Below are 21,594 nucleotides of genomic sequence, written 5' to 3' on the forward strand. Positions count from 1 at the left end.
AGCACCTCGTTGTCGACCGCAACGGCGGCGCGCCTGTCAGCGGACCGCGATTGATAAGTCAGATCAAGGCAATGCGCAGGTTTCTTCGATTCACGATGCACGCGTGCAAGCTGCGAGTCCAGAGGTGGAAATTGCCTTCCTCGGGGCAACCCGCGGGCTTCCGCCCTCAGTGGGTTGTGAATGGCGGCGGTGCGCCGGGCGCGATGTCGAAGGCCCCAAGGTGGAATTCCTCGGCGACGGCCTCGTCTGGCTCGGAATGGTGGGCGAGCAGCGTGAAGGCGGCTTGCGGATATTGCTTCCAGATATCGAGATCGCCGGCCGTAATGGTGAGCCAGCCGAATCTGTACATGTAGCGCCCGGGCTCGGTGACCCGGCCAACCCTGTCCCAAGTGATCTTATCAACAGTGATCTTATCAACTGTGATCTTGTCGACTGCCATCCGGTCCCCCGATCGCAAGTCTGCAAATGAAGCCCGGCACACGGCACGGGCCGTCAAAAGCTGATCCCGCAATGGGGCCGCGATAGGGCAGCAATACGGATTGGTTTGGCCGGCTTCAGGCCGGCTGCGGTACGGCCTGGCGAACGACCAGGCGGACGAGGTCGTCCCGCTCCTGCTTCTCGGTAAACCTCACCGCAAAGCCGTTGTCGAACTTGCGGATGACGCGTCCAACGCAGGCGCCGACCGCAAGCGGGGTCCCGATCGGCGGGTCGTATTCGCAGGAGATCGCGACGCCGGCCGTGGAGACGTCGATGATGAAGCAGGGATGGGTGCTGCCGTCGGCAACCGTCAGGAATGTGTGCGAGGCCTGCGGAACGAAGCGTCCGTCACGCCGCAGCTCCTCGATGCTGTCGTCCTTCTGCTTCTTTTCAAGCCAGGTCAGCTTTTCCGACATCCAGGCGCGGCGTGCCCGGGTCATGTCGAGTTCCATCAGGAAGCCCGATTTCAGCGTCGCGCTGATGGTGCACTGGAATTCGCCGAAATCCTGGAAGTAGGAGGTTACGCGCTCGCCGATCTTGCCGACGACCGGCACGTCCACGATCATGCGGAAGGGCGAGACGCGCTTGGTGCGGCAGGCGAAGTTTCGCAGCTTGCCATCGCAATCGTACCAGCGATGCAGCGAATAGCTACCGCTCACGGTCACTTCCACCGCACGCTGCCTGAGGAATTCTGCGACGGACATGGGCGCCAATCGTGTTTCGGATTATTTCCGTAATTCCACGGTAGCGATCAAATTCTAAGCAAATGATACCCGCATTCAGGAGCAGGGGTAAATTTCCGGTAAATGGGTGCATCGGTAGTGTTCCGGAGCAAGCGCTGCACGGGCTTACGGAGACCTGACGGGTGGCCTCGCCCAACCCGAACGGTGGCGTTCAGAGAGACCTGAGCAGCACCAGTGCGCCAATGACCAAGACGAGCCTGATCATCGCCCAGGTCAGGCCGTTGGAGCTGATCTCCAATCCGAACCACGGCAATACGCGCCGCATCGCGCGCGTCGCGAGCGCTTCGACGATGACGAATGCCAAGGCAAAGCCGGCGATGGCCGACCAGGACGGCTCGACCGGAGGCATCCATGCCGCGAGCCAGCCGGGGACCGAGTCCCGCAACGACACGAGCAGCGCGAACCATCCGAACAGGGAGACGAAGCCCTTGAGGATCTCAGGCCCGATCGCTCCCGGCTCGAACCGAATCCCGATCGTTGCCAGCGCGCATTCAATGCGCCTGCCGTCTGTCAGGAAGATGAACGCCCCGAGGTAAAAGGGCACACGCGATTGGAAAAAGAACGCCATGATGGCTGACAAGACGGCGCAGCCATAGGCGTCGCGAAGAATGTCCCAGCCGCTCATACGCGACGGCCCCGTTGCCTTCGCGGCTTGGGGCTGCGGCGCCGATCTGGCGCGCGCCATGTGCTCGAGCATCTTGGCGCGTCGGTCCGGCGAACACGGCGCCGTGCGGCGCATCCAGGCCGGGGGCGTGGTCGTCGCCAACGGCGCGCCGGGCTGGCCGTCCGCGGTGGATTTGCGCTGCTCCATGGGCCTAACCAGGTCCTTCAAGACGCGACGCCATCGCGGCGGGCGGGGTGGCTTTCCTTCGGACATTTGTCGGGGGTGAGGGCCTGGGAGATTCATGCCGCGGGATGCGATTCATCGGTCGCCGGGCGGGGCGGCGAAGGTGCAGCGCAGCTTCCTGGGCGAGCGGCGAGGGGAATGGGGGCTGCCTGGCGCTCCCTAGCGAAGGGCGATATGCGAACGAACTCAACTGGTTTGCCACTTTTCTAAAGGCAAATTTGCGCATTGATGCACATCGTCTATTTCGACTGTTGGCAAACTCGGCCTCCAGCAAAGGGGCAGGGCCGCTCACTCAATTGCGGGGAGCTATCAACCCAAGGCGGGAACCTATCGCAACATTAGAGAGTTCTTGCCGCGAATGAGCAGCGCCGTCGCCCCGGCGCAGCAAGCGCCGAGGCCGAGGCGCGAGCTTGCGCGGGGAGGAACGCTCATGAGACTCACTCTTTCCGTCATCAAGGCTGATGTTGGCTCCGTTGGAGGGCATACAAAACCGTCTTCACGCATGATGGCGGCTGTCGATGTCGAAGTCGGGAAGGCGATCTCTACTGGTCTTTTGATCGACGGCTTCATCTGCCACACCGGCGACGACATCGCGATCATCATGACGCACACGAGGGGCGAAGGCAGCTCCGACGTCCATCAATTCGCCTGGAAGACGTTTCTCGCGGCGACTTCGGTCGCGAAGACTTCCGGTCTCTACGGCGCCGGTCAGGATCTTCTCGCAGACGCACCTTCTGGAAACATTCGCGGTGCCGGCCCGGGCGTCGCCGAACTCAGCTTCGAGCACAGCTTATCGGGCCAGAGGCCCGCGGAGTCGTTCATGGTGTTCGCCGCCGACAAATGCGGCCCCGGCGCTTATAACCTGCCGCTCTACCTTGCCTTTGCTGATCCAATGTATTGCGCCGGGCTGATGCTGCCCCAGATGATCAAGGGATTCCGTTTCCATGTCATCGACATGGACAACACAATTGGCGACAGCGTGATCGAACTCGACGCGCCCGCGGACAACTACCACATTGCCGCGCTGCTCCGCGACAACGAGCGCTTTGGCGTTGATCGCATCGTTTCTCGAACACATGGCGAGGTCGCCGCCGCTGTATCAGCGCAGCGTCTTCACGCGATCGCAGGCAAGTACACCGGCAAGGATGATCCGGTCGCGATTATCAGGAACCAGGGAATTTTCCCCGCGCCCGAGGAAATCGTCTCGCCCTTCGCCAAGGCGCACTTCGTCGGTGGCGATGCACGCGGCTCGCACGTGATGCCGCTGATGCCGGTGCCGCTCAATACACCGGTGACTGGCATGTACTGTCTGCCGATCGTTTCCTGCGCCGGCTTTTCGGTGGACAAGGATGGCCGCTTTGCCGAGTCCTATACCGATTTCTTCGACAATCTGGCGTGGGACGAGGTGCGCCGGTGCGCACAACGCAAGGCGATCGAGATGCGCAGCCAGGGTTGGTCGGGCGCTGCGATGCTGCCCTATTCCGAGTTGGAGTATGGCGGCTTCCGCGACACCGTGTCCGCTCTGTTGAAGCGCTTTCAGTTGCGAGAAGAGCGCAAGCCTGAAGCAGCCAAATAGAGAGCGTGCGACACGGGCGCTATTGCGACATGCTAGTACCAGGAGGTGGGCGTGGCGAGAAAAAAACGCATCGGCATTCTCACGGGCGGCGGCGACGTCCCCGGCCTCAATGCAATCATCAAGACCGTGACTTATCGCGGCAGCGAGGACGACATCGAAGTCGTCGGGCTCCGCCGCGGTTGGGAGGCCCTCACGCATCTGAACCTCGACGACCCCGCCAGCAAATCCCACTACCTCATTCCGCTCAATCGCGAAAATACGCGCATCATCGACCGACGCGGCGGGACCGTGCTGCACTCGAGCCGCACCAATCCCTCAAAAATGAAAAGGCTGCCCGATCATCTCGTCGGCCAAGACCCTCCGGTCTCGGATAGTGCCAAGGGCGCTAGCTCAGCCAAGACCTGGGACCTCACCGGCCAGGTACTGGCGAACCTCTCCGGGCTCGGCATCGATCACCTGATCGCCATCGGCGGTGACGACACGCTCAGCTACGCGGACAAGCTCAGCGGACTCGGCGTCAAGATCATCGCCATCCCGAAGACGATGGACAACGATGTCCGCAATACCGAGTACTGCATCGGCTTCTCGACCGCGATCACCCGCGCCAGCGACGCCATCCAGCGGCAGCGCACCACTGTCGGCTCACACGAGCGAGTTGGAATTTTCCGCATCTTTGGCCGCGATGCCGGATTCACGGCACTCTATACTGCATACGCAACTTCGATCCGATGCGTGATACCGGAGTACAAAGTCAATCTTGATAAGCTGATCGAGTTGCTGCGCGAGGAAAAGCGCGCCAACCCAAGCAACTACGCGCTGATCGTGCTCAGCGAAGGCGCCGAGTGGGAGGGCTACAAGATGCAGGAATACGGCGAACCTGACGCCTACGGTCACCGCAAAAGGACGAGCGTGGCCGAAGCGCTTGCCGACGAGATCAAGCAGCGCGCCGGCGAGGAGACCATCGTCTCTGATCTCACCTACGATCTGCGATCGGGCGATCCTGACTTCATCGACAAGCTCGTCGCCCTGACTTTTGGTAACATGGCCTATGATGCGATCCTGGAGGGCAAGACCGGCCTTATGTCGGCGCTGGTCGAGGGACGCTACGACCTGGTCCCCATCCCTGACGCCAGGCTCGGGCCGCGCGTATTGGACGTCGCCAGCACATACAACACGGAGCGCTACCGTCCTCTCTATTCCAACAAGCGGGGGCTGCCGATCTTCCTCAACCGCGCGTCTTAAGCGTCCATCGGCATCCCGGGTGAATCTGCCGGGACGATAATCCCGTCGGATCCGAGTTTGCCAGATTGCGCAAAAAGCGAAACCAAATCAAAGAAGTCTTGGGAATAAAGAAGTCTTGGGAATTTTGGCGCTCCCTAGCGGAATCGAACCGCTCTCTCCACCGTGAAAGGGTGGCGTCCTAACCGATAGACGAAGGGAGCAAACGCAAGGCCAGGCCGCATTTGGCGACAGGCCCGCCGGCCGGCCGAGTCGTGCCCGGCGGCTTGCAGCGGGCGAACGTATAGTGGCCTTTGGGTCCGTGGGCAAGCCGTTCCGGAACGCTCTTTTGGGCCCGGTGGATAGCCTGCCCCGGGATCATTCGGGCGGCGATTTCAACCGTTTCTTAGGGTTCCCTGGGCTAGCGCTGGAGCGGGAGATATCTTTCGCCAATGCCACAGCCCAAGAAGCGCGCGGCCCGCAAACTGCTGTCGCGGCACGCCTGGATCACGCTCGATGGCGGATTCGCGGCGCGGCATTGCCTGGTCCAGGACATCTCGACCTCGGGCGCCAAGATCACGATGGACGAGGATGCGAGCCAGCTTCCGGGCGTGATCCGGATGGCCTTCGCGCGCGATGCAAGGACCGGGCGGAGCTGCCAGGTGATCTGGCGGCGCGGCAAATCGGCCGGCATCAAGTTCCTCTGACGTGGCCCGATAGCGCGCAGCCCGGGTCCGGGCTACAAGGCGTAGATGCGTCTCACCGTCCTCTTCCTGATCGCTCTCGCTACGACCTCCACGGCCGGGGCCGAGACCTTGCGGCTGCCGCCGGCGGAGCAAGCGCAGTCCGGCAGGGCCCTGCCGCTGAAGGGCACCGCCGGGTCTGCCAAGGGGTCTGCCAACGCCAATGGCTGTGCCTCCTATGGGCGGGGCTTCACCATGGTCGAGGGGACCTGCGTGAAGATCGGCGGCGCGGTCAGGGTCGACGCCGTGACCGGGCGCTGAGGGGCGGATGTCGCCGGACCTGTTGCGGCTCGATCTGCTCGTCCCCGCGCTGATGTATTGCGCGCTGCTGTGGTGGGTCGGACGCGGGTTCTCATGGATCGCAAAGCTCACGACCGCGGTCGTCACGCTGGTGCTGATCGTCGTCGTCGTGCTGGTCGAGCGCGGCTGGCACTAAGGCCCCACAACAAGACCGCGAAAACAACCCCACGCACAGTAGCCGTCACGTGCCGGCGGTTTGCGCGGTCACAGCCAATCAGCGCGCGCTCACCAGAGCTTAAGCCGCGTCAGCGGCTCACGACATCGGCGGGGCCACGTGCTGCACGAATCCGGGCCTGCGGCCGAGCTCGGCGAGCCACCGCGTCAGGTTCGGCTGCGCCGGACGGGTGATCCCCTCGACGCCGAGCCAGCGCCGCGCATAGGCGCCGATCGCGATATCGGCCAGCGTGAACTGGTCGCCTTCCATGAAGGGCCGCGAGGCCAGATGGTGGTCGGCGATGGCCCAGACCTCGGCGGCCGCATCGACATCCCTTTGGATCTTGACCATGTCGCGCTCGCCAGGTGCCGTGCGCACGATGCCCCAGAACACCGGGCGGTCGACCGGCTGCACCATCGACAGCGTCCAGTCGAGCCAGCGGTCGACGCCGGCGCGCTTCTTCGGCGGCTCCGGATAGATCGGCGTGCCGCGTCCATGCGCCATGCAGAGATAGCGCATGATCGAATTGGATTCCCACAGCGCATAGTCGCCCTCGACCAGCGTCGGGATCCGCGCATTGGGGTTCATCGCGAGATAGTCGGGCTCGCGGGTCTTGCCATATGCCATGCCGGCGTCGATGCGCTGATAGGGCAGGTCGAGCTCGGCCAGGCACCACAGCACCTTCTGCACGTTGACCGAGTTGGCCCGGCCCCAGATCGTCAGTTTTGTCTCTGGCATGTGGCTCCTCCCGCAGCATTGTTGCGCGGGTGATAGCAGGAATCCCGCGCAAAGGGCGATGCGCATTGCCGCGAGCCCCTCATGCAAAAAGCTCCGCCCGAGGCGGAGCATTCATTGCAGGCTTCATCAGGCAATCAGTGGCCGAAGAACAGCCACAGCAGAATGATCACCGGGATCGGCACGCCCAGCAGCCACAGCAATAGTCCTCGTCCCATTGCGTCCTCCTCCAATCGCATTGTGAGGGAGAGAACGCAGCGGGAGAGGGCCTGTTCCAGCGGCGCGCGCGTTACCAGTGACCCGTGTTCGGCATCGACGACCACGGCTCGGCCGGCGCCTTCGGCTCGCCCTTCTGCAAGATCTCGATCGAGTGCAGATCGGGCGAGCGGACGAAGGCCATGTTGCCGTCGCGCGGCGGCCGGTTGATGGTGACGCCGGCCTTCATCAGCTTCTCGCAGGTGGCGTAGATGTCGTCGACCTCATAGGCGAGATGGCCGAAGAAGCGGTCCTCGCCATAGGTCTCCTCGTCCCAATTCCAGGTGAGCTCGACCAGCGGCGCGCCGCGCGTCTGCGGCTGCTTCTTCAGCGCCTCGAGATCGTCCGACGAGCACAGGAACACCAACGTAAAACGCCCCTTGTCGTTCTCGATCCGCCGCACCTCCTTCAGCCCCAGCGCATCCTGGTAAAACTTCAGCGCGACATCGAGATTGCGCACGCGCAGCATGGTGTGAAGATATCGCATGGTTGTTGCTCCCTTGGTGGTCGGAGGGTTTTGCTTTGGGCCGAAACGGCGGGGGTAGGAGATAGCAGGAAATGGGGATGAGGGGCAGGGGGCGGAGGCAAATGTGCGTGAGGGGGCGGCTGATAGCTCAAAATAAGCGAGCCCGGACAAACGCCATCAACTCAGTGCAGGCGCTCCTATCAGGGACTATAAGGCGCATACCGAGCACGTATGCGTTCCGAGGCGCGCACAGTTGGCCTTCTTAGAAATCGTCTCCATCGGAAACTTGCTCGTAAGCATCCGGCGTAGGCCACAGGCGGGTTAGCCCTTACCCGACGACGAAATCAGAAAAGGCAGAAGCGCTAGGAATATGGTGAGGATCGGCATGCCATAAAACGCGATCAGGGCCGGCACACGCCGATTAGAATAGCGCTCATTCAGGATCGCATGAACAATGCGATTAGTTTCCTGCCAGCCGCTTCCGCTATTTCGGATATCGTTCAGAGCAGCTCTCCGAATAGTAGCAATGAATGCGACATAGACAGCCATCAGAACGAGATATACGTAGAATCCGTACTCACCGATCGGCTTGACCATTTCCTGAAGCGCCGCATGGATACCCATGGCTGATTGCCCTTTCTAGAGACATTTTGCGAATAACTCTCTAGCAATGCTGGCAACATGATACGATAGTCGTCACGCAGCAGCGTTATCAGTTCGCAGATCACGCCGCTTGCACAGCAATCGCTGATCCCGGCTTCCAATTCCAGGGGCAGAAGCTCGTCGAGCCGATGGGCCGGAGATTACGGTGATGGTGCTAGTACCGTAATTCAGGTGGTGTCGGACATTGAACGCGGCTCTTCGGTCAGTCGTCCTTCGCGGGTGGCTTAAGTACTCGGCTGATAGCCCGCTCGTGATCGCCTTGGCGATTCTCGAACCTGAAATTGAGAATCCTCTGAACCTCGGTCGTCTTGTCTGCGGTGGGTGGCCCGTAGAAATCAATGCCGAGAAAGCCGGTGAGGAGGAGCCGATAAAGCGTTGGCGCAAACTGAAAGAGATTTCGGCCGCTCGATTTAACAACTAGGCGGTCGTCCGATAGTGCATTCCCATGCAGGTAGTCGTTCCGAGCGTGGTACATTTCGCCATATATCCAGCAGGGAAGATTTCCCTTTCGACGTCTCCCACTGCGGCCGAGATAGCAGTCGTGGACAATGTCTTTGCAGTCCGCCATCCGCCAATCGACGCTTTCCAATACCCTGTAAACCTCTTTTAGTCCGGCATCGCCGTCCTGAGGATGGGTTAGGATTTCAAAAGCACTAACCCAGAGCGCAACGTGTCGGCCGAGCGACTGAGCCGTGAGGTCAACTAATGGGGGTATCTGTGCTGCAGCATGAGCCATGTTCAACGATCGGAATAGAGCGCGGCTCCTCCAGGTGGCAGAAGACCTTGAAAATCGACGCGGCCATTCCCCGAGCAAGGCATTGAGTAGAGTTTCGTCCGTGTCCAGTCCTTCCGATCGAGAGGTCGGTAGTCCGGCGATGGACTGGCCCATAAAATCATCAATCGTGTCCATGCCCAGCATGGCTGGATTATCAGTAACCAGGATGTTGAGTTCCTTACTTAGGTTCCAGGCATAAAAATCGAAGAAGGTCGAATATTGGTGGGATCGCGCGTTGGAATAGAGGATCGAACTTGTCTTGTTGTGCGCCACTGCGGAAATCGAAATTGCGTCGCGGAAACCGCCTATTGCCTCGTGAGATCTAACCCACTTTGGAGCGTCTTCGCGCATGAGAACGACGCTCGGTGTCACCTTGCGCCTGAATGCGTCGGTGAAGGATCGGAGGAATTTCGGGAAGTTCTTGTTGGTTTTGCCGTACTCCTTGCACCGCGAGTCGTCTGGCGAAACCAGCGCGACATACTCGACCTCGATGGGGTCTTTGACGAACACATTCGGAAGAGTGAATACGGGTATCCAGCCGGACATTATCACACGTAATGAGCAATGGAGTTCTTGCGGCGCGGCCGGGCCTTCGCACGTGTCGGCTTCTGAGCCCGCGTTGGTAATGTCGACAAGGGCTTGAACTTGGGCCGGGCGGGAACCTTGCCGTGCTTGCGAACGTGAGGCCAAAGGGAGGCCATGTGGCGTTCGATATCATCGCACTTTGCGCACATCCAGCGGCTGAGTTGATATAGCTCCTTGTCCTTCAGCTTACCGGCCCGCGGGTTGCTGTGCTGGATGCGAGCATCCATCTCGGTCGCGCCTGACGCCCCAAAGAAGATGATGGGTGAATGGACCAGGTCGTTTCTGGTGTGGGACAGCTTGTTGATCTCGGTAATCGCCCAGATGTATTCCTCAAAGATGAGCACCCGCTGTTCTTTTTGGACGTCACCCTTCCAGGCCCGGAGCAAATGAGTTGAAGACTGGAGTGCAGCAATAAGCACGTCCCGCTGGACCAAATCACTCTTGATCGAATGCCACATCGAATTCGCGACATGGGGCGGGCATTCGGTTGCCTGTTCGAAGACGCCCACGAGGCTCTCCTGCAGAAGGGCCCACGTCTGGACCAACCGGCCAAGTTCATACTGCATCCGCCTGCGGTCTCTCGCGGACTGACGTTTCTGAGCCGTCGTCTTGCGGGAGATTTTGATCTTGATAGTCTCAACCAAGTTTGACCTCACGGATCGGGGCGTTGGGGCGGAAGCTTACCTGCGCAATCATAAATTGCCAAACCGGTTAGGGTTGTGTGCATCGTAGGATTGGCGCTCGGCGCGGATTGATCGCGTCACGCAGAAGCTACCCGACGGAGATTACGGTGCCAGCGCCGTCATCGGATGCGGACCTGGAACTGGATGGACCGCTTTGCCATACTGGCAGCATGAGCAAGATCTTTCATCTCTTTACCCCAGGGGCTGATCCTGTCTGCGCGCCACTTCTGCTACTGCATGGTACTGGTGGCACCGAACTTGACCTGCTGCCTTTGGCTCGAGACCTGTCTCCCGAGACGTCGACCCTTAGTGTCCGAGGAACCGTTGCCATTGAAGGCGGCTTCGCGTTTTTCCATCGACATCCGGACCGGACAGTCAATGAAGCGGACATAACAGAGCGCGCTTCAACGCTAGCCAGCTTCATCGAGAAATGTAGCTCGTATCACGGATTTGCGGCTCCGATCGCGGTAGGTTTTTCGAATGGCGCGATAATGACCGCGGCCCTGCTCCTGACCAGACCCAGCCTACTCAGTGGCGCTATTCTGTTTCGACCGCTGTCGCCGCTATCGAAAGACCTGCCAGCGAGGATGCATGCGACGCCCGTCCTGATCATCGATGGAAAGAATGACACCCGTCGATCGCGCGGCGATGGTCTCAGGCTCGCCGAGAGGCTGACACGCGCAGGCGCCGCAGTGACGCATCATGTCCTTCACGCGGGACACGCGATCACGTCGGGGGACAGACAGATCGCACGAGGGTGGTTTGCCAAGAGAGTCCAGACATAGGAGTGGTCTGGCGGCCTTGCCGTAAGGCCGCTGCGCCGGCAACGGCTCGAACGCACTGATCGCCGCGCCCGCCTTGCAGGGAGCGCGGGCGATAAGCTCGCCGCAATTACCGTGCCAGTCCAGCACTCAATTGTCGCTGCCCGCAGGGCGCGATCGGAGCCGCAGGGTAGCAACGGCAAGCTGAGTGCCGTCACCGTAATTCCATACGCTTAAGTGGGGCGTGACGACGGGCCGGCTCGAAGCGATTGCGGAGACTGGACCGGCTAAACTTGGATCCAGCACGCGCAATTTGCAATTGACTAAACTCTTAGTACCTGAAAAAGAGGAGAAACAAAAAACCATTTAAACCGAGGCTCTTTAAATGAAGATTGCGCCGACTCGAAGCGTTCGGAATTGGGCTGTTGGGTTCGGCGTTGCAGCGCTCGTTGCGTGGCCGGAACTCGCAAATGCCGGGTTTATTTTCGAGCGCGACAGCTATTATCAAATAGATTTCAGCGGCAGTGGCCTAGGCACGGCCGTTACGAGTTATTTTGCCAATGCGTTTCTTCCGAGCGGAGGCGACAGCTTTGGTACCACGCTGACTTTCAAGCCCGGCTCTTACGATGGCTTCATTGGGACGCATTATGGTGCGACGTCCAGCTTTCCTTCATCCATACCGGCTGGCCAAACATCCGTTTATGGCATCGTTACAAATCCCGGGACATTCACCAATCCCACGACCGCCTTCCCGAATGGTTACGGCTTATTGCAATTTGGTTACGTGACGAACAACGGTCCTGACCTGACATCGAGTTGGACGGAGTCCCTGGTCATTGGCGGGCGCGAGGTCTTGCATTTCCGTGGCGGCGGATCTGGACTCGTTGATGCCGGAGGAAAATTTACTGACACGATTTATATTCAGGGGAATTGGGCCGACAACGCTGCCGTTCAGAATGGCCACCAGTTGAATGGTTTTGATCCCAGTTTTACCGTCGGTAAGAACTTCGTCTATTATCCTACGATCGGCTATACCATTCTAACTCTTTCGAATCCGAACATGCAGGTTGCGTCACCGAACATCGATTTTTATCTCTTTGGCGACACTGTAAGTGCCGTTCCCGAACCCTCCACCTGGGCGATGATGGTTCTTGGCTTCGCTGGCATTGGGTTCATGGCGTATCGGCGAAAGAACAAGGCTGATCTCGCCGCTGCATAAATCGACAGCCCCGGACGACACTATGGAGGCCGCCTCATTGGCGGTCTCATTCGTTTTATTGCGCGTGGAATTACGGTTCAGTGCACTCAATTTGACGCTGCCAGCCAAGAGCCGCGACGGCGAATATTTAGTGCATCGACAGGGCCCCAAGTACGGCACCTGAACCGTTGGCGAGGCAGCGCGACTAAGTTGCATGGCTCAGACCTTGAGAACGAACCCGATGATCGCGTTGGCGATCGGATTCCTGATTTCCACGGTCTTCATGTCGATACCGTCGATGAGAGACGGCACCAGCGATTGGTCGGGCGTTGAATTTCCAGGCATGGCCGCAGCGTACCTCTTCTGGGGAGCGCTCAGCGATTCTGTCTTCTGGGGCATGGTCATTGGATGGGCCGTGAACGCAATGGTCTACAGCCTGCCAGCCTTTGTCGTCATCAGCGTGTTCACCGTCGTGAGGAGCCTGCAGTTGCGGTGACGGCAATCGGCAAAAGCGAGGGAAGATCCGGCCATGACGAGATCGGCATGACGCGCTGGCTTCAAAGGCTGGGAAAGATTGCGCGGGTTGCGGCGCTTTGCGGGACGGTCGCGTGGCTTGTGCTCGTGACAATCTCTCCTCAAGAGCCTGATGCCGCCCACCCTGAACGTTACGCACACCGACACGACGTCCGGTATGTGAGCGAGGACCTGGGCCTGGTTTTGCGAATTCTGTTTGGCTCGACGTTTGCGCTGGCCATGGTTGCGTTTGGATGCCATTTCGCGACCAGGGACATGCAAGATTGAAGGTAGCCAGGCCAAGGCGTGGCCGCGCATGCGTGATCGCATGCATGTCCTGCCGGCGAGCGGGCCCGGCCTGATGAACCGGGGTTGCGTCTCATGCGACGAATGCCTGGAAACGAGGTCTTTCGCCGTGAACTGGTTCAAACGATATGTCGTCGGCTGCCTGATCGCGGTGCTCTTCTTCGCTGCCGTCGGCAGCTACAAGCACCCGGGCGAGGGCATGCGCTACGAGGCCATCCTGCTGGCGTCTGCTGGCCGGCCTGTCGTCGCCGCGATCGTCGTGGGCAGCACCATCGGCGATGTCGTGCATGACGTGCGCCAGGGCAAGGTGGGGATGATTGGCCATGCTTGACGCCTTGCTCGGCCTCATCTTCGACATCGTTCTCAGCGCGGTCGGGACTGCCATCGTCAAATTGTTCAGTGCGGAAAACGCCGCCGAAATCGCGACGGCCATCATCGGCATCGGCTTCATCGCGGTCGGCTTCACGGCCGCTGTGTGGGGGCATTGAAGCGAGACGTTCTGGCAGCGCCAATCCGAGACGCGAAAAAGCCGCCCCCGACATCGTCGGAAGCGGTTTCGAAAAGCGGCGCCCATCATGGCAAGTTACGCGGCAATCCGTTGTTCGACGGGCGCGGTCAGATATTTGAGCACTTCCGCATGCTCGAGGTCGGGAACCGCGATGGCCGTGTGGCTGTAGCTCGCCTGCGTCCGCGATTTTGCGATCTTGTCCAGGATCGCTTTGCCCTTGATGACGTGGAGACCCATGTCGTCGCCGGACGGGAAGATCGCCAGCACCACGTCATAGGCCGCGATGACGGCTCTGAGCGCCTCGGCCTTGTCTTCGGCTACGTCGACAAACACGCGAACATCAGCTGCGAGTTCACGCAGCTCGTCAAAATCCAGCACTGTGGGGTACTCCAACGCAACGAAACTGATGAGGAGAGTGGCTGCGTTGAGTTACCAGAGTCTGAACAATGTCGATCAAGTCACAAGTTTCACGCCGAGGTGACCCCTTGAGCGGGATAAGACGATGGGGATGTCGTTCAGGGCCTGCAGCTCATCGGCCCAAAGAAAAATCCCGCGCTGCTGTCAGCGCGAGATTGGGGGTGGGAGGAAGCTGAAGGGCGATGCGCTCGAAGGCTACGTCACTTGAAAGCTGTCATTTGGCGTAGCCTTATCATTTGGCGCAGCGTTGGTCAGTTGGCGTAGCCTGATCACTTGGCGTAGCCTTGGGAACGGAGCCAGGCGATCTTGCGATCGCCGTTGATCCAGTCGTCGGCATCCGCCTTGCTGACAAATCCCTTGATCTCGCGCTGTTCGCTGCCCGGGTAGTCCGCCAGTATCTTCCAGTCGGTGTCCGAAATGCGGACGGTTTTGAAGGTCACTTTTGTTTTAGCCATGCACCATTATGCAGGGAATGGTCTCAAAAGGCCACCGCCATGGAGGCGTCGCGAAGGAGACGGGGCTGACGTTTGGACGCTGGCGTCAGCAACTGCATCTGATCGTCGCGATCAGGGAGCTCGCTGCGGGTGCGAGCGTGCAGCAGGTCTCGGCCGTTCTCGGCTATGAATCAGTCGCGGCCTTCATCACGATGTTCAAGAAGGCGCTCGGAAAGCCACCGGCCAAATATCTGAGCAGTGTGGCTCGGGAGACGTAGCCGCAAGCGAGCGCGGGTTAAGTCCGCGAGGATGGCGAACTCTTTATGGGTGCTGCGGAATTCGATTTGTCCTCGCCGCAGACGCGACTGTCCGGCGGAAACATGACGGAACTCACGCAGAACTGCTGCTTGCGTTTTCGGCCTCAATGGGTTCTAAGCCCGGCTGCTTCGTGGCCGACAGGCATGAACAGACGCGCGTCGCGTAGTTTTGCCGCTTCCCGGACAAAGCTATATCGCAGCTCGCGCGCACCCAATTCAGAGGAAATCCAGACATGGCGAAGATGACCAAGACCCAATTGATCGATGCAATTGCGGAAGGCACGCAGCTTGCGAAGAACGACGTGAAGTCGGTCATCGAGTACATGGCGACCGTCGGCTACAAGGAGCTCAACGAGTCCGGCGAGTTCGTTATTCCCGGTTTCGTAAAGATGTCGGTCGTCAACAAGCCTGCGACCGAAGCCCGCATGGGCGTCAATCCCTTCACCAAGGAGCCGATGCAGTTTGCTGCGAAGCCGGCGAGCAAGTCGGTCAAGGCCTCGCCGCTGAAGGTGGCCAAGGACTCCGTCTGATCCGGCGATCCCGCGCGGTCTGCGTGCCCTGAGCGGCGCGCAGAACTGGCGAAGCGATGTCGACAAAAAGGGGAAAACCCCGCCTGGGGGAAGCGGGGTTTTCGGATGGGGGTGAAGCCTGGGGGAAGCTTCATTGATTAGGCGCACCAGCGCTGAAAAAGTTCACGGCAGGCCTCGCAACTCATCGGGCGTCCCAAAAGAAAAGCCCCGTGCTTGCGCACGGGGCTCTCTTGCTGACGGCGTTGGGATTTCAGCGCCTGGCCGTCAGCCGTGTTTCTAACTTAAGGTTGAAAATCCAAAAAGCAACAGCGCCGCGGTGACGGAGTATATTCGTCAGGCGGCGCTGCCATGTGACCGGGCGCTGAAATCCCCAGCCTCCATGGGTCCTCGCTGTGCCGAAAAGGTTCAATGCGATGCACCGGAAATTTCGCGCGGGGGCTGGACTTTTTGTTCTCATTTTGTTCTAGTGAGTCACCCGCTTTGGAGGTGACTCATGACCGTCGAGAAACAGCGCGAAGTGATCCGGCTCTGGAACCAGCTCAGGAAGGTCGAGGGCCCGGCCGCAGAAGAGCTCCGCATCCAGATCCTGGAATGCTTTGCCGAGAAGGGCAACGCCAAGCGCGCGGCCTGAGCGTCCTCTGCTAGAGGCATTGCGGACCTCAGGTGAGGATGGCTTCGCTTCATCGATCATTAGGAATGGCTTCGCGTTGATTTGCTCGACTCCGATTCGTTCTTCGAGAACGAAATGGAGTCGAATGCAGAACAGCTTGTGCCTGCTCGAATATCGGTTGGGGGCTGTACCAAAACGAGTCAGTGCGATGCTTCGCGTCATCGTGTCGTCGTTGCGGCCGCCTCTGCCGATGTCCTGCGACACGGTGCGATCGTTCGCATGCAGCGCTCTGCCGCTCGTTTGCGTGCAAACGATTTTTTAAGAATTGCTCTGTGCTGATTTCGTCGATTCCGATTCGTTCCCTGGGAACGAAATGGCGGTGAAGCCTGAACAAAGCCGGTCATCGGACAGCGACAAGATACGCGTCGCGGTCTCGACGCTCCCCACACGCCGCGCTATCGTCGCCGGCGACGGAGGGCGCATCCATGAGGAACGGGCTCTACTCCATCCACATCCACTTGCTCGATGGCGTGAAGGGCCGCGACAGTGGCGTGCTGATCTTGCGCGATGGCGTGCTGCTCGGCGGCGGACCTTATTTCTGGTCGCGCGGCTCCTACACATTCGGCAATGGTACCTGGAAGGGTGAGCTTGCCACCAACCAGCACTCACCGTTTGCCGATCCGCTGGTCCGGCCACTCTTCGCCGGTGCTGAAGCCACCAGCGGCTTCTCCGGGACATTCAGCGAGGAGGGGGCCGAGGTGTACGGCACCGTGCTGGTCGCGGGCCATCGCAGCCTCGGTTTTCGCGCGTCGTTGAAGTGGCTCGCCGAAATCTGACGGTGCCCGCCGCAACCCCCTAACGAAAGCTTGGGCGGATCGCGATAACCCTATTCGGTTAGGTTAAAAGCCCAATCGCGTTGCGCTTGCTGCGCGTTGGGATAGGTGTCTGGCAAAGACAACAAGAAAACCGTTTTTGCCAAGAACCATTATGACACCATTTTTAGAGCCGTCATTTTATCAGGGCGACCGCCAGACCTATCGCCGCGTCGCTGTCGTCGGCACGCTGTTCTGTCTCGCCTTCGTGGCGATCAGCTTTTCGCTGCGGCCACAGGTCGAGGACACGCGCGTCGCGGTCAAGGCCGACCGGCTGGTGCGCACAGCGGGCCAGCCGGCACAGGCACATTAGCCACGGCACGCGAACTAGCGCTTGCTGCCATAGGCCTCATCGTCGGCGGTGTCCTGCGGGCATGCGGCGCCGCGGGTTGCAAGCGCCACGAAGCCGGCATAGCCGGACAGATTGAGCAGTACTTCGAGCCAGGCAGGCATGACGAGCCCCTTCTTGCGGGAAGACCACCTCAACATGTGCGCGGCGTGCTTGTTCCCGATTTTGCAAAGAGACTCGAAAAGAAAGACCGCTCAGCGTTCGAAACTGAAAACCCCGCCAGCACCGCGGAGATGCTGACGGGGTCGTCGTGCTGTCGCCTCGACCCGGATGGCGGAGGCTCCCGCACTTGCAGATCCAATCCGCGCTTCCCGATATCGTTCCCATCGAAGTGAGAGTTTTCTGCAAGGCCCGGTTCCACAACAGGCGAACCATCGCGGGTGGTTCGCGTTGTCCCCGCGAAATGTGAAGGAGGACAGCTATGAGGAAAACATTGACAGTTCTTGCGACCGTTGCGGCGGTTGGCGCGACCGCGGTTGCTGTACCTGCGCAGGCGCGTCACGTCGGCCCGGGCCTTGCGTTCGGTCTCGCCGCCGGTGCGATCACCGCGGGCGCCATCGCGGCGTCCCATCCCTACGGTTACGGCTACTATGATCCCGGCTATGGCTATTATGGCGGCCCGGCCTATGCCTACGGCCCCGGCCCGTACGCCTATTATGGTGGACCGTACTATCGGCACCACCGCTACTACCGTCACTGGTAAGAGCTGAAGAATCGAAAAGCCCGGAGCGATGCTCCGGGCTTTTTTCGTGCGCGCATGTCCTGCGCGATATCGTTACGGCCAGAGCGAGGGCCGCTCAACCTTGCGGGCGTTCTCGAGCGTCGACACAAAATACTCGTCGCGCTCGCGCTTGAATTTTTCCTGCGTGGCACGGAAGGCGGCGACACGGGCGGCGATCTCTTCGCGTTCGCGGATTTTGCGTTGTTCGTCTTCGGTCATGTCAAATCCCCACTACACTTGAGCATGTGTGCACTTCTGAACTCAAGCGCTGCCGCCGCAATCACGTTGAGTCGCGTAAACACATGCATTGGCGCTTCCGATTGGGGCGTCAATGGGGAGGAGGCATTGCAGGATTGTGATAAGCGAAGGTCGGAAAAATTGCCGCCCCATCGCCGCCCACGACTTGCGCCGCAGTGGATAAGAGCGTCAACAATCTTGTCGCTTGCAGATGTTGCAGCTAGCGCGACAGCAAATCGGGAGGCGGCGAGTGATTGCATCGGACCTTCAGAGCGGTGTCGAACGGCTCGGCGACATGATCGCGAGCGCCAACATCATCGTGCCGTTCACCGGTGCCGGCATTTCCACCGAATGCGGCATCCCTGACTTCCGCTCGCCGGGCGGAATTTGGACCCGCAGCCGTCCGATCCAGTTCGATGAGTTTGTCGCGAGCCAGGAGGCGCGCGACGAATCCTGGCGCCGGCGCTTTGCGATGGAGGAGGTGTTCGCCGCAGCCAAACCCGGCCGCGGCCATCGCGCGCTGGCTTCGCTGCATCGCGCCGGCAAGATTCCCGCGGTCATCACCCAGAACATCGACAATCTGCACCAGGCCTCAGGCTTCGCCGCCGATCGCGTGATTGAACTTCACGGCAATACCACTTACGCGCGCTGCATCGGATGTGGGCAGGCCTATCAGCTCGATTGGGTGAAGCGCCGCTTCGACCAGGACGGCGCCGCCCCCAACTGCACCGCATGCGACGAGCCGGTGAAAACCGCAACGATCTCATTCGGTCAGGCGATGCCCGAGGATGAAATGCAACGCGCAACCGAGCTCTCGCAGGCCTGTGATCTCTTCATCGCGATCGGTTCCTCGCTCGTGGTGTGGCCGGCGGCGGGCTTTCCGATGATGGCGAAGAACGCCGGTGCACGTTTAGTGATCATCAATCGCGAGCCGACCGAACAGGACGACATCGCCGACCTCGTCATCCGTCACGACATCGGCGAAGCACTCGGACCCTTTGTCGGCAATTGAGGCATCAATTTGATTCGCGCCTGTGCAAGCTGTTCATAGGTTCCGGCGAATCTCTTTTTTATCTATGCCTCGCAACCGGGAGTGTTATCTTTTGATTCGAAAGATTCGTGTCGCGTCGAGTTGAGAAGATTCTCTGAAGGTTCTCTAAAGACGCGTGATTCGACGCCGCCGCTGAGGGCGGGTTGCATAGAATGTGTGGGGTCCGGGGTTATGGGGTCGTCGGACGGATTTGAGTCCAAGAAGCTGGGAGTTCCCGCGGCCGGCGAGCACGGCGGCGGTGGTCGCGATAGCGCGCTCAGTCCCTTCACCGGACTGGGCGAGGGCAGCGCCAACCTCGTCGAGGTCCACGGCGTCATCAAATGGTTCGACGCCTCAAAGGGCTACGGGTTCATCGTTCCCGACAATGGATGGCCCGACGTGCTCCTGCACGTTACCGTGCTTAGGCGCGACGGCTTCCAGACCGCGTACGAGGGCGCCCGCATCGTCGTCGAGTGCATCCAGCGTGCCAAGGGCTATCAGGCCTTCCGCGTCGTCTCGATGGACGAGTCGACCGCGATCCATCCCGCGCAGATGCTGCCGCCGCGCACCCACGTCACGGTGACCCCGACCAGCGGGCTCGAGCGAGCCCAGGTCAAATGGTTCAACCGGCTGCGCGGCTTCGGCTTCCTGACCTGCGGGGAGGGCACCCCCGACATCTTCGTGCACATGGAGACGCTGCGCCGCTTCGGCATGACCGAACTGCGGCCGGGGCAGTATGTGCTGGTGCGCTTTGGGCCCGGCTCCAAGGGCATGATGGCGGCCGAGATCCATCCGGAGACGGGATCGCCGGGGCTCCAGTCGCACTAGCGGCTTCCCATTTTCGCATTCGTGAGCAGAAGCGCGCGGCCCCGGGGTCGCGCGCTTCTGGCTTTTGTCATGATCGCCGCGTAAGGATGTCGCAGTCCCCCGCCGTCAGGCACAATGAGTCCATTCCATGAGTTTTGATCGAAAGGCCGCCCGGTCCGTTGCCCGGGGCTGGCTTGCCGCCATCCTCGTCGTTGTCGGCTTTGCCGTCGCAAGCGGGTCCGCTCGCGCGGCCAGCTTCCAGCCGCTCGAGATCGTCACCAAGAACGGCGTGCAGGTATTCTCGGTGGAGATGGCGACCACGGACGAGGAGAAGCAGACCGGGCTGATGTACCGCAAGGAATTGGCGGACGGCAAAGGCATGCTGTTCGATTTCAATCCCGAGCAGGAAGTCTCGATGTGGATGAAGAACACCTTCGTCTCGCTCGACATGATCTTCATTCGCGCCGACGGCCGCATCCTGCGCATCGCCGAGAACACCGAGCCGCTCTCGACCAGGATCATTTCCTCGGGAGGTCCCGCCCGGGCCGTCCTCGAGGTGGTGGCGGGAACAGCGCAGAAATACGGCATCCGCCCGGGCGATCGGGTTGGCCACCCCCTGTTCGGCAGCAAATAGGTCCTGACGGTGCGGCCAAGGCCGGCTCGGTAGGCTTGCTGGCGCTTGGGGAAGCGTGTATCGACGGGGCTCGCCGGACATTCGGGGTATAGCGCAGCCTGGTAGCGCGGCAGTTTTGGGTACTGCAGGTCGTTGGTTCGAATCCAGCTGCCCCGACCAGTAATTTCAATGACTTATAAGAGATTTTCAGCTTCCGTCTTCCCAGAAAATAGCATTGGGAAGGGCATGGGAAGTTCGAGGCAGGGGGTGAGTCAATTTGACTCAGGGGTAACCCGACCACTCTCCTTGATTGAGGATTCACACCGCACAGCTTCTGCCGAATAGTCCCCGCCAGCTGGATCGACTGGCTTGGAGGAGGGCATGCCTCGCCCGGTCAGACGCCACACGCGGACGGTCGGCCGGTCAACGTACGTTCGGCGAGATGCGCGAGATGGGGCTGCGCGGAGTCCTGGTCTATTGCCATTGCGGCCATCATGTTGCGCTCGACGCTGATCGTTGGCGTGACGATATGCGGCTGTCAGATATCGAGCCGCGCTTCGTCTGCTCTGGATGCGATGGGTGCAGGAGTGCTCTTAGTTCTTGAGCGCTTTTCCGAAGCTGTGGCCGCCATCGTTGCAGGATATTTGGCGGTAGGGATACGATCCCGATCTTGTACAAGCGACGGTCACGTTGCCGGATGAAAAAGTGAACGTGGGAGCGTGCTGCTTTGGATGCTTGGTCTTAAAGCATTGAATCTGGCTATTATTGAACTGTCTTAGCTCCGAGTTGGCCTTTACGTAGTTTAAAAATCCTGGGCAATCGTTGGCGAAAGCGCTGGCCGGGAAGATCATGAAGATTGAAAGAATGAGCTTCATTGCAATCTCCTCTTGCGTCGATGGAGATCTCGGCCACGGATGCCGAGATGCATAGCCCGCCCAACACTCGCACGTTTGTTGAAATCCAGCGATGCCCCGATAGGATTACTTCGCCGGGGCTGGCTGCATATTTCACTTAGATCGTTTTTACCCAGCTTCATTTTGTCCAATCCGAGGGCCGCAGCGAACTCAGTCGCTGCGGCCCTCGTCGTTTAGCGCTGGCCTTGGTCAGGCCGGCAGCGCGTTGCCGCGACAACCTGTCCGCCACACAACCTT

32 protein-coding genes, 2 tRNA genes and 2 pseudogenes are annotated in these 21,594 nt (G+C 60.2%); 21 read left to right on the forward strand and 15 right to left on the reverse strand.

Annotated elements, in window-relative coordinates:
- Positions 1–166: 166 nt before the first annotated feature.
- The 3 genes from YUA_RS0112475 to YUA_RS0112485 all read right to left on the reverse strand — a co-directional run bounded on the left by YUA_RS0112475 (position 167) and on the right by YUA_RS0112485 (position 2,031).
- The gene (locus YUA_RS0112475; RefSeq protein ID WP_027531000.1) at positions 167–424 is read right to left on the reverse strand and encodes a hypothetical protein; all 258 of its coding nucleotides are present in this window, start codon (positions 422–424) and stop codon (positions 167–169) included.
- Between the two features lie 130 nt (positions 425–554).
- Positions 555–1,181: a PilZ domain-containing protein gene (locus YUA_RS0112480; RefSeq protein ID WP_027531001.1), complete on the reverse strand. Its 627-nt coding sequence runs from the start codon at positions 1,179–1,181 to the stop codon at positions 555–557.
- Positions 1,182–1,371: 190 nt separating this feature from the next.
- A complete protein-coding gene (locus YUA_RS0112485; protein ID WP_027531002.1) occupies positions 1,372–2,031 on the reverse strand; it encodes a hypothetical protein in 660 nt (219 codons plus the stop codon).
- A 394-nt stretch (positions 2,032–2,425) separates the two neighbouring features.
- On the opposite strand from YUA_RS0112485, the gene YUA_RS0112490 reads away from it, so the two are divergent.
- The gene (locus tag YUA_RS0112490) at positions 2,426–3,643 is read left to right on the forward strand and encodes a fructose-1,6-bisphosphatase (RefSeq protein ID WP_305728013.1); all 1,218 of its coding nucleotides are present in this window, start codon (positions 2,426–2,428) and stop codon (positions 3,641–3,643) included.
- 45 nt (positions 3,644–3,688) lie between these two features.
- Positions 3,689–4,885, forward strand: coding sequence for a 6-phosphofructokinase (locus tag YUA_RS0112495; protein ID WP_027531004.1), 1,197 nt, complete (start codon positions 3,689–3,691; stop codon positions 4,883–4,885).
- 125 nt (positions 4,886–5,010) lie between these two features.
- On the opposite strand, the gene YUA_RS0112500 is transcribed toward YUA_RS0112495, so the two are convergent.
- Positions 5,011–5,085 (reverse strand) — tRNA-Glu (locus YUA_RS0112500).
- 228 nt (positions 5,086–5,313) lie between these two features.
- On the opposite strand from YUA_RS0112500, the gene YUA_RS0112505 reads away from it, so the two are divergent.
- From YUA_RS0112505 to YUA_RS48085, 3 genes are read left to right on the forward strand one after another with little or no spacing between them, the layout of a single operon-like run.
- Positions 5,314–5,568 (forward strand): PilZ domain-containing protein, encoded by a 255-nt coding sequence (locus YUA_RS0112505; RefSeq protein WP_027531005.1) that lies wholly within the window; start codon positions 5,314–5,316, stop codon positions 5,566–5,568.
- Between the two features lie 45 nt (positions 5,569–5,613).
- Positions 5,614–5,865 (forward strand): hypothetical protein, encoded by a 252-nt coding sequence (locus YUA_RS0112510; protein ID WP_027531006.1) that lies wholly within the window; start codon positions 5,614–5,616, stop codon positions 5,863–5,865.
- Between the two features lie 7 nt (positions 5,866–5,872).
- Positions 5,873–6,040, forward strand: coding sequence for a hypothetical protein (locus YUA_RS48085; protein WP_084292438.1), 168 nt, complete (start codon positions 5,873–5,875; stop codon positions 6,038–6,040).
- A 117-nt stretch (positions 6,041–6,157) separates the two neighbouring features.
- Here YUA_RS48085 and YUA_RS0112520 read toward each other — a convergent pair whose 3' ends face one another.
- The 6 genes from YUA_RS0112520 to YUA_RS0112545 all read right to left on the reverse strand — a co-directional run bounded on the left by YUA_RS0112520 (position 6,158) and on the right by YUA_RS0112545 (position 10,046).
- Positions 6,158–6,796: a glutathione S-transferase family protein gene (locus YUA_RS0112520; RefSeq protein ID WP_027531007.1), complete on the reverse strand. Its 639-nt coding sequence runs from the start codon at positions 6,794–6,796 to the stop codon at positions 6,158–6,160.
- Between the two features lie 134 nt (positions 6,797–6,930).
- Positions 6,931–7,116, reverse strand: coding sequence for a hypothetical protein (locus tag YUA_RS49925; RefSeq protein ID WP_156947102.1), 186 nt, complete (start codon positions 7,114–7,116; stop codon positions 6,931–6,933).
- The gene (locus YUA_RS0112530) at positions 7,083–7,535 is read right to left on the reverse strand and encodes a VOC family protein (RefSeq protein ID WP_027531008.1); all 453 of its coding nucleotides are present in this window, start codon (positions 7,533–7,535) and stop codon (positions 7,083–7,085) included. The genes YUA_RS49925 and YUA_RS0112530 overlap by 34 nt, the downstream gene beginning before the upstream one ends.
- 300 nt (positions 7,536–7,835) lie before the next feature.
- Entirely contained in the window at positions 7,836–8,138 is a 303-nt protein-coding gene (locus YUA_RS0112535) for a hypothetical protein (RefSeq protein WP_027531009.1), read from the reverse strand.
- 241 nt (positions 8,139–8,379) lie between these two features.
- A complete protein-coding gene (locus tag YUA_RS0112540; RefSeq protein WP_027531010.1) occupies positions 8,380–9,498 on the reverse strand; it encodes a hypothetical protein in 1,119 nt (372 codons plus the stop codon).
- A gap of 2 nt (positions 9,499–9,500) precedes the next feature.
- Positions 9,501–10,046, reverse strand: a complete 546-nt coding sequence (locus tag YUA_RS0112545; RefSeq protein ID WP_156947103.1) for a hypothetical protein — start codon at positions 10,044–10,046, stop codon at positions 9,501–9,503.
- Positions 10,047–10,390: 344 nt separating this feature from the next.
- On the opposite strand from YUA_RS0112545, the gene YUA_RS47430 reads away from it, so the two are divergent.
- The 6 genes and pseudogenes from YUA_RS47430 to YUA_RS49930 all read left to right on the forward strand — a co-directional run bounded on the left by YUA_RS47430 (position 10,391) and on the right by YUA_RS49930 (position 13,486).
- Positions 10,391–11,005, forward strand: coding sequence for an alpha/beta hydrolase (locus YUA_RS47430; RefSeq protein WP_035970887.1), 615 nt, complete (start codon positions 10,391–10,393; stop codon positions 11,003–11,005).
- A gap of 1,084 nt (positions 11,006–12,089) precedes the next feature.
- A pseudogene (locus YUA_RS52530) lies at positions 12,090–12,200 on the forward strand (PEPxxWA-CTERM sorting domain-containing protein); the annotation flags it as partial.
- Positions 12,201–12,393: 193 nt separating this feature from the next.
- Positions 12,394–12,675 carry a hypothetical protein gene (locus YUA_RS47435; RefSeq protein WP_063627781.1) on the forward strand — a complete coding sequence of 94 codons (282 nt, stop codon included), beginning with the start codon at positions 12,394–12,396 and terminating at the stop codon, positions 12,673–12,675.
- A complete protein-coding gene (locus YUA_RS0112565) occupies positions 12,672–12,980 on the forward strand; it encodes a hypothetical protein (RefSeq protein ID WP_245285151.1) in 309 nt (102 codons plus the stop codon). The genes YUA_RS47435 and YUA_RS0112565 overlap by 4 nt, the downstream gene beginning before the upstream one ends.
- A 28-nt stretch (positions 12,981–13,008) precedes the next feature.
- On the forward strand, positions 13,009–13,329 hold the full coding sequence (locus YUA_RS0112570; protein ID WP_027531016.1) for a hypothetical protein: 321 nt from the start codon (positions 13,009–13,011) through the stop codon (positions 13,327–13,329).
- A complete protein-coding gene (locus YUA_RS49930) occupies positions 13,322–13,486 on the forward strand; it encodes a hypothetical protein (protein WP_156947104.1) in 165 nt (54 codons plus the stop codon). Before YUA_RS0112570 ends, YUA_RS49930 begins: the two co-directional genes overlap by 8 nt.
- Before the next feature lie 95 nt (positions 13,487–13,581).
- Here YUA_RS49930 and YUA_RS0112580 read toward each other — a convergent pair whose 3' ends face one another.
- Positions 13,582–13,884 carry a hypothetical protein gene (locus YUA_RS0112580; RefSeq protein WP_027531017.1) on the reverse strand — a complete coding sequence of 101 codons (303 nt, stop codon included), beginning with the start codon at positions 13,882–13,884 and terminating at the stop codon, positions 13,582–13,584.
- A 308-nt stretch (positions 13,885–14,192) separates the two neighbouring features.
- Positions 14,193–14,378: a hypothetical protein gene (locus YUA_RS0112585; RefSeq protein WP_027531018.1), complete on the reverse strand. Its 186-nt coding sequence runs from the start codon at positions 14,376–14,378 to the stop codon at positions 14,193–14,195.
- 47 nt (positions 14,379–14,425) lie between these two features.
- Here YUA_RS0112585 and YUA_RS0112590 point away from each other — a divergent pair.
- The 5 genes and pseudogenes from YUA_RS0112590 to YUA_RS0112610 all read left to right on the forward strand — a co-directional run.
- Positions 14,426–14,635: pseudogene (locus tag YUA_RS0112590) on the forward strand (helix-turn-helix domain-containing protein); the annotation flags it as partial.
- Between the two features lie 272 nt (positions 14,636–14,907).
- Positions 14,908–15,204 carry an HU family DNA-binding protein gene (locus YUA_RS0112595; RefSeq protein WP_027531020.1) on the forward strand — a complete coding sequence of 99 codons (297 nt, stop codon included), beginning with the start codon at positions 14,908–14,910 and terminating at the stop codon, positions 15,202–15,204.
- A 493-nt stretch (positions 15,205–15,697) separates the two neighbouring features.
- Positions 15,698–15,835 (forward strand): hypothetical protein, encoded by a 138-nt coding sequence (locus YUA_RS50975; RefSeq protein WP_198029406.1) that lies wholly within the window; start codon positions 15,698–15,700, stop codon positions 15,833–15,835.
- 464 nt (positions 15,836–16,299) lie between these two features.
- Complete coding sequence (locus YUA_RS0112605) at positions 16,300–16,650, forward strand: GrlR family regulatory protein (RefSeq protein ID WP_027531021.1); 351 nt, start codon at positions 16,300–16,302, stop codon at positions 16,648–16,650.
- 151 nt (positions 16,651–16,801) lie between these two features.
- A complete protein-coding gene (locus YUA_RS0112610) occupies positions 16,802–16,999 on the forward strand; it encodes a hypothetical protein (RefSeq protein ID WP_027531022.1) in 198 nt (65 codons plus the stop codon).
- Between the two features lie 14 nt (positions 17,000–17,013).
- Here the strand turns inward: YUA_RS0112610 and YUA_RS52300 are convergent, their stop codons facing one another.
- Positions 17,014–17,139, reverse strand: coding sequence for a hypothetical protein (locus YUA_RS52300; protein ID WP_084292470.1), 126 nt, complete (start codon positions 17,137–17,139; stop codon positions 17,014–17,016).
- A 317-nt stretch (positions 17,140–17,456) separates the two neighbouring features.
- Between YUA_RS52300 and YUA_RS0112620 the strand changes: the two genes are divergently transcribed.
- Complete coding sequence (locus YUA_RS0112620) at positions 17,457–17,738, forward strand: hypothetical protein (protein ID WP_027531023.1); 282 nt, start codon at positions 17,457–17,459, stop codon at positions 17,736–17,738.
- A 72-nt stretch (positions 17,739–17,810) separates the two neighbouring features.
- Here YUA_RS0112620 and YUA_RS50980 read toward each other — a convergent pair whose 3' ends face one another.
- Positions 17,811–17,975, reverse strand: a complete 165-nt coding sequence (locus YUA_RS50980) for a hypothetical protein (RefSeq protein ID WP_164988584.1) — start codon at positions 17,973–17,975, stop codon at positions 17,811–17,813.
- 268 nt (positions 17,976–18,243) lie between these two features.
- Between YUA_RS50980 and YUA_RS0112630 the strand changes: the two genes are divergently transcribed.
- From YUA_RS0112630 to YUA_RS0112645, 4 genes are all read left to right on the forward strand, one after another.
- On the forward strand, positions 18,244–19,005 hold the full coding sequence (locus tag YUA_RS0112630) for an NAD-dependent protein deacetylase (protein ID WP_027531024.1): 762 nt from the start codon (positions 18,244–18,246) through the stop codon (positions 19,003–19,005).
- 210 nt (positions 19,006–19,215) lie between these two features.
- Positions 19,216–19,851 carry a cold-shock protein gene (locus tag YUA_RS0112635; protein WP_027531025.1) on the forward strand — a complete coding sequence of 212 codons (636 nt, stop codon included), beginning with the start codon at positions 19,216–19,218 and terminating at the stop codon, positions 19,849–19,851.
- A 127-nt stretch (positions 19,852–19,978) separates the two neighbouring features.
- The gene (locus YUA_RS0112640) at positions 19,979–20,464 is read left to right on the forward strand and encodes a DUF192 domain-containing protein (protein WP_027531026.1); all 486 of its coding nucleotides are present in this window, start codon (positions 19,979–19,981) and stop codon (positions 20,462–20,464) included.
- An 82-nt stretch (positions 20,465–20,546) separates the two neighbouring features.
- Positions 20,547–20,623: transfer RNA gene (locus tag YUA_RS0112645), tRNA-Pro, on the forward strand.
- A 413-nt stretch (positions 20,624–21,036) separates the two neighbouring features.
- Here the strand turns inward: YUA_RS0112645 and YUA_RS49935 are convergent.
- Complete coding sequence (locus YUA_RS49935) at positions 21,037–21,318, reverse strand: hypothetical protein (RefSeq protein ID WP_027531027.1); 282 nt, start codon at positions 21,316–21,318, stop codon at positions 21,037–21,039.
- Positions 21,319–21,594: the final 276 nt, after the last annotated feature.

This window comes from Bradyrhizobium sp. WSM3983, from assembly GCF_000473045.1.
GTDB lineage: Bacteria > Pseudomonadota > Alphaproteobacteria > Rhizobiales > Xanthobacteraceae > Bradyrhizobium.